Origin of the sequence: Streptomyces sp. NPDC047841, from assembly GCF_040704085.1 — a bacterium.
Taxonomy (GTDB): Bacteria; Actinomycetota; Actinomycetes; order Streptomycetales; family Streptomycetaceae; genus Streptomyces; species Streptomyces argyrophylli.
The window spans coordinates 280,462-294,452 of the sequence record NZ_JBEYRP010000008.1; the positions used below are offsets into that span (position 1 = coordinate 280,462).

Genomic DNA, 13,991 nt, shown 5'->3' on the forward strand with positions numbered 1-13,991 from the left:
CGGAGCCTGTGCTGGTTGCCGGTGCTGGGGAGGTCGTGGCTGCGGAGCAGGTTGTCGCGCAGGCCGTTGAGGTTGCGCACGCTGCCGAAGCGGCTCAGTTCGCCCAGCCCGCGCAGGCTGCTGCCGTCGGGCAGGCTTCTGACGCGGTGCCGGTTGCGGATGGTGTCCAGGTCGCCGAGGTGCCGCAGGCCGCCGAAGCCGGGGATGCCGCTGACGTGGCGCAGCCCGCCGGTGCCCCGCAGCCCGCCGACGCCGCCCAGGTTCCCAGCGGTGACCAGATCGCCGAGGTGCCGGAGGTCGCCGTTGCGCAAGCCGCCGACGCCGCACAGCCCCACCTTCCCGCAGAGGCTCAGGTGCCCGCCGAAGCCCAAGCCGCCGTCACCCCCCAGGGTGTGGTGGAGTCCGCCGACGCGGTTGCCGTCCAGAGCGCGGCCGCGACGCACGAAGCGGCCACCGTCCAGCCTGAGGAAGCGGCCGGCGCCCAGCCTCAGGACGCGCCCGTCCAGGTGACCGTCGACAGCGCCGCCCCGGCCGTCGCCGAGCCCGCCGTCGCCGCCCATCCCACGGCCGCCCAGGTACCGGAGCCAGCCGCCCCGGTCGCGGAGGCACCGCACGGTGACGGCGTCCAGGCACCGGAGCCAGCCGCCCCGGCCGCCGCGGAAGCACCCCAAGCCGACCCGGCTCCCCAAGCCGACCCGGCTCCCCAAGCCGACCCGGCTCCCCAAGCCGACCCGGCACCTCACGCCGACCCAACGCAGGCCCCCGTACCCACAGCCGCCGACGGAGAGACCGCCGTACCCGTCGCCGCCGGGCCGGCCCCCGTACCCGCCGCGCCCGCCGGTGACAGCGCCGCCGAGGCCGTAGGGGTGGCCGAGCCGGCCGTGCTCCAGGGCCCGCAGCTCGCCGAGAGCGTCCCGCAGGCCCCCGGTGCCCCGGCCGCCCCGCAGCCGGACGCCGCCGTACCCGGAGCCCCGCACCCGCAGGGCCCCGCGCAGGAGCCCGCCCAGGTCCCGGAGCAGCCGCTGCCCTCCGGGCTCCCCGCGGGCGCGGATCCTCGGCCGCTCGGGGAGTTCGTGCCGGTGGAGGGGCAGGTCCCCACCACCCCGCACCTGGCGCCCACCCCGCCGCACCCCCTCGTCGTGCCCGCACCCCGCGACGGCGAGCCTGCCCCGGCGCCCGCCCCCGATGTCGTCCAGCACGCGGAGGACCTGCGGACCAGGGGCGCCGACCAGGAAGAGGACACGGTCCCGGTGGCGGAGGCACGCCAGTCCGCCGGCCCCGCCGCGCCGGGCTACGCCGACGCCGAGCGCGAGGCCGTCCTGAAGGTGATGCGCGAGCGCCGCGACATCCGCAACGGCTTCCGCGGCGACCCCATCCCGCACGAGGTGCTGCTCAGGGTCCTGGAGGCCGCGCACACCGCGCCGTCCGTGGGCCACTCGCAGCCCTGGGACTTCGTCGTCATCCGGTCCGCCGAGACCCGGCGGACCATGCACGAACTGGCGATGCGGCAGCGCGAGGCGTACGCCAAGTCGCTGCCGAAGGGCCGGGCCAAGCAGTTCAAGGAACTGAAGATCGAGGCCATCCTCGACACCCCGGTCAACATCGTCGTCACCGCCGACCCCACCCGCGGCGGCCGGCACACGCTCGGCCGTCACACCCAGCCGCAGATGGCGCCCTACTCCTCGGCGCTCGCGGTGGAGAACCTCTGGCTCGCCGCCCGCGCCGAAGGCCTCGGCGTCGGCTGGGTCAGCTTCTTCGACGAGCGGGAGATGGTCCGCGCGCTCGGCCTGCCCGAGCACCTGGAGGTCGTCGCCTACCTGTGTGTCGGGTACGTCGACGAGTTCCCGGACGAGCCCGAGCTGATGCAGGCCGGCTGGTCCAAGCGACGCCCCCTGTCCTGGGTGGTGCACGAGGAGACGTACGGCCGCCGCGCCCTGCCCGGAGAGGAACCCCACGACCTGCTTGCCGAGACCGTCGCACAGATCCGCCCGCTCGACGCCAAGGCGCTCGGCGAGGCGTGGGAGCGCCAGAAGCGCATGACCAAGCCGGCCGGCGCGCTCGGCATGCTGGAGATCATCTCCGCACAGCTGTGCGGGCTGTCCCGGCAGTGCCCGCCGCCGATCCCGGAGCCCGCCGCCGTCGCCATCTTCGCCGGCGACCACGGCGTGCACGCCCAGGGCGTCACCCCCTGGCCGCAGGAGGTCACCGCCCAGATGGTGGCCAACTTCCTCGGCGGGGGCGCCGTCTGCAACGCCTTCGCCAGTCAGGTCGGCGCCGAGGTGTGCGTCGTGGACGTGGGCGTCGCCGCCGACCTGCCGGCCACCCCCGGCCTGCTGCCCCGCAAGATCCGCGGCGGCACGTCCGACATGACCACCGGACCCGCGATGACCCGCGAGGAGGCCAAGGCGGCCATCGAGGTCGGCATCGAGACCGCCCGCGACCTGGTGGCGGCCGGCAACAAGGCCCTGCTCACCGGGGAGATGGGCATCGCCAACACCACCGCCTCCGCCGCGCTGATCTCCGTGTTCACCGGCGCCGACCCGGCGGAGGTGACCGGGCGCGGGACGGGCATCAACGACGAGACGCTCGCCCGCAAGACGGAGGTGGTCCGCCGTGCCCTGGAAGTCCACCAGCCGGACCCGGCCGATCCGATCGGCGTCCTCTCGGCGATCGGCGGCTTCGAGCACGCGGCCATGGTGGGCCTGCTGCTCGGCGGTGCCTCGCTGCGCACGCCGGTGATCCTGGACGGCGTGAGCGCCGGCGCGGCCGCCCTCGTGGCCCGCGCCATCGCCCCGGAGGTCCTCGCGGCCTGCATCGCCGGCCACCGCAGCGCCGAGCCGGGCCACGTGGCGGCCCTGAACAAGCTGGGCCTGCGCCCCCTGGTCGACCTGGACCTCCGTCTCGGCGAGGGCACCGGCGCCCTGCTCGCGCTGCCGCTGGTGCAGAGCACGGCGCGGGCCATGCACGAGGTGGCCACGTTCGATTCGGCGGGGGTCACGGAGAAGTAGGCCCGGCGGCACGGGCGGTCCGGTGTTCAGCTGCCGGACCACCCGTGCCCCGCGCCCTGCCCTCCGCTTAAAATCTGCACGTCAGGGCCGCTCCGAAGGTGCAGCGCGCCCATCGCACAGCTGCACGAGGAGCCGTCCCTCATGGCCGAACACCCCGCCTACCCCGTAGGCCTCCGCCTCTCCGGCCGTCGCGTGGTCGTCCTCGGCGGCGGCCAGGTCGCGCAGCGCCGCCTCCCGGCGCTCATCGCGGCCGGCGCGGACGTCGTCCTCGTCTCCCCGGAGGCGACCCCCTCGGTGGAGGCCATGGCGGACGCGGGCGAGATCACCTGGGTGCGGCGCGGGTACGCGGACGGCGACCTCGCCGAGGCCTGGTACGCCCTCATCGCCACCAGCGACCCCGCGGCGAACACGGCCGCCTCCGCCGAGGCGGAGCGCCACCGCGTCTGGTGCGTCCGCTCCGACGACGCCGACCAGGCGACCGCCTGGACCCCGGCGACCGGCCACAGCGAGGGCGTCACCGTCGCCGTGCTCACCACGCACGCGCGGGGCCGCGACCCCCGGCACACCGCGGCCATCCGGGACGCGGTCGTCGAGGGCCTGCGCGACGGCACCCTCGTCGCCCCGCACCACCGCACCCGCACCCCGGGCGTGGCCCTGGTCGGCGGCGGCCCGGGCGACCCGGACCTGATCACGGTCCGCGGCCGGCGCCTGCTCGCCGAGGCGGACGTCGTCATCGCCGACCGGCTCGGCCCGCGCGACCTGCTCGCCGAGCTCCCCCCGCACGTCGAGGTGATCGACGCGGCGAAGATCCCGTACGGCCGGTACATGGCCCAGGAGGCCATCAACAACGCGCTCGTCGAGCACGCCAAGCAGGGCAAGGCGGTCGTCCGGCTCAAGGGCGGCGACCCGTTCGTCTTCGGCCGGGGCATGGAGGAGGTCCAGGCGCTCGCCGAGGCCGGCATCCCGTGCACGGTGGTCCCGGGCATCTCCAGCTCGATCTCGGTGCCGGGCGCGGCCGGCATCCCGGTCACGCACCGGGGGATCGCCCATGAGTTCACCGTGGTCAGCGGCCATGTGGCGCCCGACGACGAGCGCTCCCTGGTCGACTGGGCCTCGCTGGCCAAGCTCACCGGCACCCTGGTGGTCCTGATGGGCGTCGACAAGATCGGGAAGATCGCCGAGACGCTCGTCGCCCACGGCAGGCCGCCCGCGACGCCGGTCGCCCTGGTGCAGGAGGGGACGACGGCCGCGCAGCGGCGCGTGGACGCCACCCTGGCCACGGTCGCCGAGGCGGTCCGCGCCGAGGACGTGCGGCCCCCGGCGGTCATCGTCATCGGCGACGTGGTGCGGGTCGGCCCCGCGCCGGTGGCCTGACCCCGGCCTGATCACGCGTAACCCGGGGTAACCCATCCGTTGGCACCACCTCCAGGACAAGGCAGTATCACCCCGTGGCCGATCTCATCACCGTCGAGGATCCCGACGACCCGCGCCTGGCCGACTACACGGGCCTGACCGACGTGGAGCTGCGCCGCAGGCGTGAGCCCGCCGAGGGCCTGTTCATCGCCGAGGGGGAGAAGGTCATCCGCAGGGCGAAGGACGCCGGTTACGAGATGCGGTCGATGCTGCTCTCGGCCAAGTGGATCGACGTCATGCGCGACGTCATCGACGAGCTGCCCGCGCCGGTCTACGCCGTCAGCCCCGAACTCGCCGAACGGGTCACCGGCTACCACGTGCACCGCGGCGCCCTCGCCTCCATGCAGCGCAAGCCGCTGCCGACGGCCGGCGAACTGCTCCGCTCCGCCCGCCGGGTGGTGGTCATGGAGTCGGTGAACGACCACACCAACATCGGCGCCATCTTCCGCTCGGCGGCGGCCCTCGGCATGGACGCGGTGCTGCTGTCGCCCGACTGCGCCGACCCGCTGTACCGGCGGAGCGTCAAGGTCTCCATGGGCGCGGTGTTCTCGGTGCCGTACGCCCGGCTGGAGACCTGGCCCAAGAGCCTGGACTCGGTGCGCGAGGCCGGCTTCACCCTGCTCGCGCTCACTCCGGACGAGAAGGCCCGCACCCTCGACGAGGCCGCCCCGCACAGGATGGACCGGGTGGCGCTGATGCTCGGCGCCGAGGGCGACGGACTGTCCACGCGGGCGCTGGTCGCCGCCGACGAGTGGGTCCGCATCCCGATGTCCCACGGCGTCGACTCGCTCAACGTGGGCGCGGCAGCGGCGGTCGCCTTCTACGCGGTGGCCACGGGCCGGCCGGAGTCCTGACCGGGCACACCCCGGGCCGCCGAACCGCCCCGCGGGCGGCCCTCAGTTACCGGCGTCGCGGCTCACGGCGGACGTGTCCGGGTTCGGCACGAACGTCGCGTCGCCCAGCGGGAAGTGGCCCGGCTGGGTGTGCTGCTGCCGGGGGACGCCGTCGTCGCCGAGCCCGCGCGCCGGTCCCTGGCAGCCCTGGGCCACCGCGATGCCGAGCGCCACGAGCAGCGTCACCACCACGAACACGAACAGCCGCTGGCGCAGCAGCCGCGGATTGGCCGGCCGCCGCAGGCTCCCCGTAGGGCGCTGCCCCGGCCGGCCGGAACCACCGCGCTGAGCGGGCCGGCCGCCACCGGAGCGCGGACCCCTGCCGCGCGGCACCGGGGTGGGGCGCGCCGTACCCGGCCGGGAGGACCCGGCGCCGCGTGAGGGCACCCCGCCGCGCGAGGACGCCCCGCCACGGGACGGCACCTCGCCGCGCGAGGACAACCCGCCCCTGGAGGACACGGAGGGCGCGCCGCCCCGGGCGGGGGTGCCGCCGCGCGGCAGCGGGGTGCCGGGGGAGGCGCGCCGCTGGGTGCGCTGCTGCTCGGGGTAGGTGTCGGCGAGCCGTCCGGTGGGCCGGTCCGCCTCGGCGGCACGCGGCGAGGGCGGCCGTACGCCGTCCAGGCCCTGCGCCTCCCGGGCGGCGATCTCCTTCAGCCGCAGCGACAGCTGGAGCGTGCTGGGCCGCTCGTTGGGGTCCTTCGCCAGGCAGGCCCGGATCAGCGGGGCCAGCGCGTCCGGGACGCCGTACAGCTGCGGCTCCTCGTGCACCACCCGGTACAGCATCACCTCGGAACTGCCCTGCCCGAACGGCGAGTCGCCGGTCGAGGCGTACGCCAGGGTCGCGCCCAGGGAGAAGACGTCGGTGGCCGGGGTGACCGCGGCCCCGCGCACCTGCTCCGGGGCGAGGAAGCCGGGGGAGCCGACCGCGGTGCCCACGTGGGTGAGCGTGGAGGCACCGGTGGCCCAGGCGATGCCGAAGTCGATGATCCGCGGCCCCTTCGGGGACAGCAGGATGTTGGAGGGCTTCAGGTCCCGGTGGACGACCCCGGCCTCGTGCACGGCGACCAGCCCCTCGGACAGGGCCGCGCCGATCGCCGCCGTGTCCGCCGCGCCGAGAGCGCCCTCCTCGGCGACCTTGTCGTGCAGGGACGGGCCCGGTACGTACTGGGTGGCGAACCAGGGCCGCTCGGCCTCCAGGTCCGCGGCGACCAGCCGGGCCGTGCACCCGCCCCGGATCCGCCGGGCCGCCGACACCTCGCGCGCGAAGCGCGACCGGAACTCCTGGTCCTCCGCGAGATCGGGCCTGATCACCTTCAGGGCGACCCGTTGCCCCTTCTTGTCGGAGCCGAGATAGACCACGCCCATCCCGCCCGCGCCGAGCCGTCGGTGAAGCCTGAACGAGCCGACGACGCGCGGGTCCTCGCGCCTCAGGCGCATCATCGCCATGTTCATCCCCGCTGCCCGGTCCCTGTGACGTGGCACAGCTTACGTTTCCACGGCCGCCAGCGCGCAGAGGCCGCGCCCTCCGGGCCGGATGGATTGTGTCGGCCGTCCGGGGGAGGTGAAAGGCGGTCAGCAGGCTCCGGCGAGCGGCGACTTCGCGCCACCGGTGGCCCCAACCGGTCGGTGGGGCAGGCAGGTTGACGTTCTGCTGGGCGGCGGTGCACGGGCCGGTACGCCCACCGGCCCGTGCCCGGCGGCGACCCGCGGCCGCGCCCGCGCCGCGGATGCCGGTCCATCCCCGGCGCTCCCTCCGACCCGGACGGGAGTGATCGAAGTCACTCAACTCATCCCATAGAGCGCGTCGGAAATAACAGGACGAAGTGGGCTACCCCTCCGGGAAGACCCCGAGACGCCGGCCCACGTCTCCACCCAGGGGAGTACGTCGCAGGTCACGGCTCATCCTCATGGAGGCCCGGCAATCGGTACGCGGGCATGACGCCCGGTGGGAGCCGCGCGCCTAGATTTGAGGTCAAGCGGCGGGTGCAGCACTCGTCCCCCGAGGTCACCACCCGCCGCTGCCGACGACAACCGAAACGGTCAGGAGAGGGACCATGGCCCACACGGCACCGCGACGCACGGCGCTCGCCACCCGCCGGACGGGCCGTCGCCACCCCCTGGTGGCGACGCTCATGGCCCTTCCCCTGGCGGCCCTGCTCCTGCTCGTCTTCGACGGCTGGGAGACGGTGGCCACACAGGCGTCGTCCGTGGGTGCGATGCTGGGGCGCTGAGCGGCGTCCCCAGGCCCGGAAGAGCGGTCCGGGCGGGGACATCCATCCATGAAACCCCGTGGGGACGGGGGTACGGCGGACGGCACAAATGCCGGCGCAGCTGGGGAGCTGCGCCGGCATTGGCCGTTCCCCGGCGTCGCCGGCCCGCGGTGCGCACGGCCGCGAGGCACCCGGGGCGGTCTCACCCGGTTCGCCCGACCCCCGCCGCCCCGCACCCCGGTACGCTCACCCGAGCACCCCGCCCCAGCCCGTCCGAGGCCCTCCTTGACCGCAGACACCGACACCGGAGCCGCCGGGACCGACGACCCCGCCCTCGGGTCCGCGCTGGCCGACCGGGCCAAGGCCGCCGCTCACCCCCGTACCCCCGCCGTCCCCTGCTCCTGCCCCAGCACCCCCCTCGCCGACCGCCGGGACGCCACCGTCGTCCGCCACGACACCACCGTCGCCAAGGCCCACGCCCCGGACACCGACCCCGCCGCGCTCACCCTCCGCGTCGCCACGGCCGCCCGCCTCCCCGGCCTGCTCCTGCCCCCGCTCACCCCGGTCACGGACACCCTGCGGGACCGCCTGGTCACCTTCTGGCCGTACGGCGCCCCCGTGGACCCGGACGACCCGGACGCCGCTCCCTGGGAGGCCGCCGCCACCCTCCTCGCCCTCCTGCACCGCACCCCCGTCCCCGCCGGCCTCCCCCCGATGCGCGGCCCCGTCAAAGCCGCCCGCGCGCTCGACCGGCTCCGGGCGGCCCTGCGCACGACGCCCGGCCGGGCCGCGCACCCGGCCGCCCGGCCCGTCCTGGAGGCCTGGGCCGCCCTGCCCGCCTGGGCCCGCGCGCAGGCGCCGATGCCCGGCCCGCCGGCCCTCTGCCACGGCGACCTGCACCTCGGCCAGCTCGTCCGGCACCCCGCGCCGGACGGCCCGTGGCAGCTGATCGACGTGGACGACCTCGGTGCCGGCGTGCCGGCCTGGGACCTCGCCCGCCCCGCCGCCTGGTACGCCTGCGGACTCCTCCCGCCCGAGGAGTGGACCCGCTTCCTGACCGCCTACCGGCAGGCCGGCGGCCCGGCCGTGCCCGCGGACGGCGACCCCTGGACCGCCCTGGACGTCCCGGCCCGCGCGCTCACCGTGCAGACGGCGGCCCTCGCGGTCACGAAGGCGCTCGCCGCGGACCGCCCGCTGGACGAGGTGGAACAGGCCGTGGTGGACGCGTGCGCGCGCATGCCGTCCGTCCCCGCCGGCTTCCCGCGTCCCCCGCGGCCCGCGCCCTGATTCCCGGTCCAGGCTGCAACCGCCCGGGGCCGGACGGAGTCTGTCCTGGGGAAACACGAAGCACGACCGACTGGCGAGGAGTTGAGCCGACCATGCAGTGTCCGAAGTGCCATGCGCCGATGCACACCTACAACCGCAACGGCATCCAGATCGAGCAGTGCAGCGGCTGCCGCGGCATATTCCTCGACTACGGCGAGCTGGAGGCGCTGACCCGCCTGGAGGCCCAGTGGTCGCAGCCGGCCCCGCCGCCGCCCGCCGCACCGCAGGCCTACCCGGCGGCTCCGCCCGCACCTGCCTGGGGCGCCCCGCACGGCGGCCACGGCGGTCACGGTCACTACGGCCACCACCGCCACAAGAGCTTCGGGCACATGCTCTTCTCCAGCTGATCACCCGCTGGGCACGCGCAGGAGCCCCCGGCCGTACGAGACGGCCGGGGGCTCCTTGCTGCGTGGACGATACTGGGATTGAACCAGTGACCTCTTCCGTGTCAGGGAAGCGCTCTCCCGCTGAGCTAATCGTCCGCGGGCTGTGACCCGTGAGTCACAGGCAGTGCGCGATACTGGGATTGAACCAGTGACCTCTTCCGTGTCAGGGAAGCGCTCTCCCGCTGAGCTAATCGCGCGGGCAGGATCTCCGAGAAGACCCAGGATCCGAAGATCCAGTGGACGATACTGGGATTGAACCAGTGACCTCTTCCGTGTCAGGGAAGCGCTCTCCCGCTGAGCTAATCGTCCTTGGAGGTGGAGACGGGATTTGAACCCGTGTAGACGGCTTTGCAGGCCGTTGCCTCGCCTCTCGGCCACTCCACCAGGAGTGTAAGGGGATCGGGACGACCCCTTCTCCTTCGAGCGGACGACGAGGCTCGAACTCGCGACCTCAACCTTGGCAAGGTTGCGCTCTACCAACTGAGCTACGTCCGCCTGTCGTTTCGGACCGCTTCCGCGTCCCGGCGACGTGTTGAACTCTAGCGGATTCCCGGGCCAGCACAAAAACGCGTTTGCGCAGCGTGCTGCGGTGCGTCCGGCGGACCCCGTGGTCAGGGCCCCCTCCGGGACATCCCGCGGCCGCCTCCCGGACACCCGCCCTAGACTCGACCACGTGCTCCACCACCCATCCGGCCTCCCCCCGCTGGCCCGTTTCGGCGACCGCGTCGCCACCGGCCTCCTCGACGTCACCGGCGATCCGGCCGCCCTGGACTCCACCGGCTTCTGGGCCGTCTGCGCGGACTTCGAGGGCCGCTTGACCTGCGCGCGCTTCGCGGACGTACGCGAGGAGCCGGTGCCCGCGCCGGTGCCCGGCGGATGGCGGGGACCACGGCCGGGGGACTGGAGCTCCTCCCTGGACCGCGCCGCGTACACGGCGGCCGTCCACCGCATCCGCGAGCACATCGCGGCCGGCGAGGTCTACCAGGCCAACCTCTGCCGCGTGCTCAGCGCGCCGGCCGGCCCCGGCGCCGACGTGGACGCCCTGACCGCGCTGCTGGCCCGCGGCAACCCGGCGCCGTACGCGGGAACGATCCGGCTGCCGGAGCACGGCGTGGAGATCGCCACCGCCTCGCCCGAGCTGTTCCTGCGCCGCGCCGGCCGTACGGTCGAGTCGGGACCGATCAAGGGCACCGGGCGCACCGAGGCGGACCTGCTGGAGAAGGACTACGCCGAGAACGTGATGATCGTGGACCTGGTCCGCAACGACATCGGCCGCGTCTGCGCGACCGGCAGCGTGACCGTCCCCGACCTGTGCGCCGTGGAGAAGCACCCGGGGCTCGTCCACCTCGTCTCGACCGTCCGCGGCGAGCTGCGGGCGGACGCCGGCTGGCCGGAGCTGCTGGCCGCGGCGTTCCCGCCCGGCTCGGTCACCGGCGCCCCCAAACCGAGTGCCCTGACGATCATCGAGGCGCTGGAGACGGCGCCGCGCGGCCCGTACTGCGGCGGCATCGGCTGGGTGGACGCCGACCGGGGCACCGCCGAGCTGGCCGTGGGCATCCGCACCTTCTGGATCGACCGCGCCGCGGGCGCCCTGCGCTTCGGCACCGGAGCCGGCATCACCTGGGGGTCCGACCCGGAGGGGGAGTGGCGGGAGACCGAGCTGAAGGCGTCCCGGCTGCTCGCGGTAGCGTCGGGGGCGTACGACGAGACCGAGGGGGCGCTCCTATGAGGATCTGGCTGGACGGCGAGCTGCGGGACCTGGAATCCGCCAGGATCTCCGTCCTCGACCACGGACTGACCGTCGGCGACGGTGTCTTCGAGACCGTCAAGGCGGTCCACGGCACGCCGTTCGCGCTCACCCGGCACCTGGACCGGCTGACCCGTTCGGCTCGCAGCCTCGGCCTGCCCGACCCCGACCACGACGAGGTGCGCCGCGCCTGCGCGGCCGTCCTGGAGGCGGACCCGGTGCCGCTGGGCCGGCTGCGGATCACCTACACCGGCGGCCACGGCCCGCTCGGCTCCGACCGCGGCGACGCGGGCCCGACCCTGGTGGTCGCCGTCGGCGAGACCAGCCGCCGTCCCGACTCCACGGCGGCGATCACCGTCCCGTGGACCCGCAACGAACGCGGCGCCCTCGCCGGCGTGAAGAGCACCTCGTACGCCGAGAACGTCGTCGCCCTGGCCCGCGCCCACCAACACGGCGCCTCCGAGGCGCTGTTCGGCAACACGGTCGGACAGCTCTGCGAGGGCACCGGCTCCAACGTCTTCGTCGTCCTGGACGGCGAGATCCACACCCCGCCCGTCACCTCCGGCTGTCTGGCCGGCATCACCCGGGCCCTGGTCGTCGAGTGGGTCGGCGCCAAGGAGACCGACCTGCCGCTGGACGTCCTCCAGCGCGCCGACGAGGTCTTCCTGACCTCCACCCTGCGGGACGTACAGGCCCTGCACCGGATCGACGACCGCGAACTGCCCGGCACCGGCGGCCCGGTGACCGCCGAGGCCATGCGGATCTTCGACGCGCAGGCCGGGCGGGACCTGGACCCCTGAGCCGGAAAACGGGCTGACGCGGGCGGTCGTCCTGGGTAGAACACCTGTGATGACCACGACCCTGCGGCCGGCCGAGCCGCTCCAGCAGCACCCCGACGGATCCCGTTCCCGCCGCTACGCGGTGTGCGTGAACAGCCGTCCCGTCGGCGAGATCCACCTCGGCACCTCGCCGTCCCTCGGCGCCTCGGTGGCCCGCGTCGTCGACCTGCGGATCGCCGGGCCCGACCGGCGGCGCGGCCGGGGCACCGTGGCCGCGCTCGCCGCCGAGGAGGTGGCCCGGGGCTGGGGCTGCGCACAGATGGAGGCGGTGGTGCCCGCCGCGGCGGACGCCGCGCTGCGCCTGTTCGGTGCCCTCGGCTACACGGTGCGCAACCGCGGCATGGAGAAACGCCTCGGCGCCACCCCGCCCGCGCTGCCGCCGGGCAGCCACGCCCGCCCCATGACCGAGGCCGAGTTCGCCGCCTGGCGGGAGGCGGAGGGCGAGCGGTACGCGCGCGGGTGGATCGGGCGGGGCGTGCCCGAGGCCGCGGCCCGGGCCAAGGCCCGCGACGACCACGCGCGGCTGCTGCCGCACGGGCTCGCGACCGAGGGCGTGCTCTTCAGCGTGCTGGAGCACGAGGGCACCCGGGTGGGCACCCTCTGGCTGGCTCTGGAGGACGCCAAGGCGTTCGTGTTCGACGTGGAGACCTTCGCCGCCCACCGGGGGCGAGGACACGGCCGTACGCTCATGCTGCTGGCGGAACGCCAGGCGATCGAGGCCGGCCGGACGGTCCTCGGCCTGAACGTGTTCGCGGGCAACAGCCCGGCCGAGCGGCTGTACGCGTCACTCGGCTACGAGACGGTGACCTGTTCCCTGAGCAAGCCCCTGCTGTAGGACCGAGCGGGGCCCGTGCCGCGCGGCACGGGGCGACGGCCCGCGCGCCGCCGGGCCCCGCGGAGCGGTCCCGCGGCCTCGCCCGCGCCCGGTCAGACCTCCCGGTCGGCCAGCAGCCGGTCCGCGATCTCCTCGATGCGCTCGCGCAGGCCCTCCTGGCTCTTGCCGCCGTCGAGGCGCTCGCCGCCGATGACGTACGTGGGGGTGCCGGTCACGCCGATGGCCTTGCCCTCGGCCTGGTCGGCGTCGACGGTCAGGATGTGCCGCCCGTCGATCAACGCGGTGTCGAACTCCTCCGCGTCCAGACCGAGTTCCCGGGCCACCTCGACCAGGAGGGGTTCTCCCTCACGGTCCAGCTCCGCCACGCGCTCCAGCACGGCCTCCACGTACGCCCAGCCCTTGCCCTGCTCCAGTGCCTCCTCGGCGGCCTGGGCGGCGGCGAAGGCGTGCTTGTGCTTCTCCAGCGGGAAGTGCCGCAGCCGCAGCTCGAGCCGGTCGCCGTAGCGGGCGCGCAGGGCGCGGACGTCGTCCAGGGCGGTGCGGCAGTCGGGGCACTGCAGTTCGCACCAGACGTCGAGGACGAGGGCTTCGGTGCGTGCGGGGGAGGAGTCGCTCATGTCCACAGTCTTCCAGGCCGGGACCGGGCGGCCCAATCGGGACCCCGGCCGGCCGGGGGTGGTGACCGGCGCTCCGGGCATCGGGCCTGGACGGCACTCCAGGAGGAGGCGACCCGGAGATGTCCCTGATGTCTGGCCGGGGCATGGCATCGCGGGGACCGGGCGGTGCACGATGGAAGCGACGGACGAGCCCGCCAGGAGGACGGATGATTGCCGAGACAGTCTGCTCCGCCGTGTCGGCGGCGGGCCTGGGTATCGCGGTGGTCACGGCCTACCGCAAGCGCTTCCTGGCGGCGGCCCGCCTCGCGGCCTACTCGCTGGTGCCGGTCGGCCTGGTCATGACCGGGGTCGTCGGCTGGCTCGCCGACACCGCCCTGAGCCCCACCGCCTGGGCGGGCTTCGGGGTGCTGGGCGCGGCCTGGCTGCTGTTCGCCGGCACGCGTGCCGTGGAGCGACGGCGCGGAGGCGCCGGACGCGAGGCGGCCGGGCGGGCCGAGCAGGACGCCGTGGCGCCCGCGGCCTCGGCGCCGTCCCTCGGCGGGGCACCCCGGCCCGCGGCGCGCCCCACGGCCGGCCCCCGGGCAGGCGCGCCCCGGACCGCCGACTCGGGCGAGGACTTCAGCGACATCGAGGCCATCCTGAAGAAGCACGGCATATGACAGTCACATGACTGGCTGAAACGACACAGTGGGTGCCCGGACGGCCGGAATCGTTCAC

General features: G+C 75.0%; 12 protein-coding genes, 5 tRNA genes and 1 pseudogene. 10 read left to right on the top strand and 8 right to left on the bottom strand.

The annotated features are described in order from the left end of the window. Window positions 1-311: pseudogene (locus tag AB0947_RS15465) on the bottom strand (hypothetical protein); the annotation flags it as partial. 195 nt (window positions 312-506) lie between these two features. Between AB0947_RS15465 and cobT the strand changes: the two are divergent. The 3 genes from cobT (at window position 507) to AB0947_RS15480 (ending at window position 5,275) form a co-directional block, all read left to right on the top strand. After that, window positions 507-3,008 carry a nicotinate-nucleotide--dimethylbenzimidazole phosphoribosyltransferase gene (gene cobT / locus AB0947_RS15470; RefSeq protein WP_366750928.1) on the top strand — a complete coding sequence of 834 codons (2,502 nt, stop codon included), beginning with the start codon at window positions 507-509 and terminating at the stop codon, window positions 3,006-3,008. A 141-nt stretch (window positions 3,009-3,149) separates the two neighbouring features. Further along, window positions 3,150-4,382: a uroporphyrinogen-III C-methyltransferase gene (gene cobA, locus AB0947_RS15475; RefSeq protein WP_366750848.1), complete on the top strand. Its 1,233-nt coding sequence runs from the start codon at window positions 3,150-3,152 to the stop codon at window positions 4,380-4,382. Window positions 4,383-4,456: 74 nt separating this feature from the next. After that, entirely contained in the window at window positions 4,457-5,275 is an 819-nt protein-coding gene (locus AB0947_RS15480) for an RNA methyltransferase (RefSeq protein ID WP_366750849.1), read from the top strand. Window positions 5,276-5,317: 42 nt separating this feature from the next. Here the strand turns inward: AB0947_RS15480 and AB0947_RS15485 are convergent, their stop codons facing one another. Next, on the bottom strand, window positions 5,318-6,766 hold the full coding sequence (locus AB0947_RS15485) for a serine/threonine-protein kinase (RefSeq protein ID WP_366750850.1): 1,449 nt from the start codon (window positions 6,764-6,766) through the stop codon (window positions 5,318-5,320). Window positions 6,767-7,368: 602 nt separating this feature from the next. Here AB0947_RS15485 and AB0947_RS15490 point away from each other — a divergent pair. From AB0947_RS15490 to AB0947_RS15500, 3 genes are all read left to right on the top strand, one after another. Then, window positions 7,369-7,545: a hypothetical protein gene (locus AB0947_RS15490; RefSeq protein WP_366750851.1), complete on the top strand. Its 177-nt coding sequence runs from the start codon at window positions 7,369-7,371 to the stop codon at window positions 7,543-7,545. Window positions 7,546-7,809: 264 nt separating this feature from the next. Next, window positions 7,810-8,811, top strand: coding sequence for an aminoglycoside phosphotransferase family protein (locus AB0947_RS15495; protein ID WP_366750852.1), 1,002 nt, complete (start codon window positions 7,810-7,812; stop codon window positions 8,809-8,811). A 92-nt stretch (window positions 8,812-8,903) separates the two neighbouring features. Beyond that, window positions 8,904-9,197: a zf-TFIIB domain-containing protein gene (locus AB0947_RS15500; protein WP_366750853.1), complete on the top strand. Its 294-nt coding sequence runs from the start codon at window positions 8,904-8,906 to the stop codon at window positions 9,195-9,197. A 63-nt stretch (window positions 9,198-9,260) separates the two neighbouring features. On the opposite strand, the gene AB0947_RS15505 is transcribed toward AB0947_RS15500, so the two are convergent. From AB0947_RS15505 to AB0947_RS15525, 5 genes are all read right to left on the bottom strand, one after another. Then, a tRNA-Val gene (locus tag AB0947_RS15505) sits at window positions 9,261-9,332 on the bottom strand. Between the two features lie 29 nt (window positions 9,333-9,361). Next, window positions 9,362-9,433, bottom strand: a tRNA-Val gene (locus tag AB0947_RS15510). A 40-nt stretch (window positions 9,434-9,473) separates the two neighbouring features. Further along, window positions 9,474-9,545: transfer RNA gene (locus AB0947_RS15515), tRNA-Val, on the bottom strand. A 1-nt stretch (window position 9,546) separates the two neighbouring features. After that, window positions 9,547-9,620, bottom strand: a tRNA-Cys gene (locus AB0947_RS15520). Window positions 9,621-9,658: 38 nt separating this feature from the next. Continuing rightward, window positions 9,659-9,731, bottom strand: a tRNA-Gly gene (locus AB0947_RS15525). A 178-nt stretch (window positions 9,732-9,909) separates the two neighbouring features. Here AB0947_RS15525 and AB0947_RS15530 point away from each other — a divergent pair. Genes AB0947_RS15530 through AB0947_RS15540 form a run of 3 tightly spaced genes read left to right on the top strand, consistent with a single transcriptional unit; the run spans window position 9,910 to window position 12,657 of the window. Continuing rightward, window positions 9,910-10,965 (top strand): chorismate-binding protein, encoded by a 1,056-nt coding sequence (locus tag AB0947_RS15530; RefSeq protein ID WP_366750854.1) that lies wholly within the window; start codon window positions 9,910-9,912, stop codon window positions 10,963-10,965. Continuing rightward, entirely contained in the window at window positions 10,962-11,783 is an 822-nt protein-coding gene (locus AB0947_RS15535) for an aminodeoxychorismate lyase (RefSeq protein WP_366750855.1), read from the top strand. Before AB0947_RS15530 ends, AB0947_RS15535 begins: the two co-directional genes overlap by 4 nt. Before the next feature lie 49 nt (window positions 11,784-11,832). Next, on the top strand, window positions 11,833-12,657 hold the full coding sequence (locus AB0947_RS15540) for a GNAT family N-acetyltransferase (RefSeq protein WP_366750856.1): 825 nt from the start codon (window positions 11,833-11,835) through the stop codon (window positions 12,655-12,657). 92 nt (window positions 12,658-12,749) lie between these two features. Here AB0947_RS15540 and AB0947_RS15545 read toward each other — a convergent pair whose 3' ends face one another. Next, window positions 12,750-13,274 (bottom strand): DsbA family protein, encoded by a 525-nt coding sequence (locus AB0947_RS15545; RefSeq protein WP_366750857.1) that lies wholly within the window; start codon window positions 13,272-13,274, stop codon window positions 12,750-12,752. A gap of 206 nt (window positions 13,275-13,480) precedes the next feature. Here AB0947_RS15545 and AB0947_RS15550 point away from each other — a divergent pair, with 206 nt between their 5' ends. Beyond that, the gene (locus AB0947_RS15550) at window positions 13,481-13,933 is read left to right on the top strand and encodes a hypothetical protein (RefSeq protein WP_366750858.1); all 453 of its coding nucleotides are present in this window, start codon (window positions 13,481-13,483) and stop codon (window positions 13,931-13,933) included. Window positions 13,934-13,991: the final 58 nt, after the last annotated feature.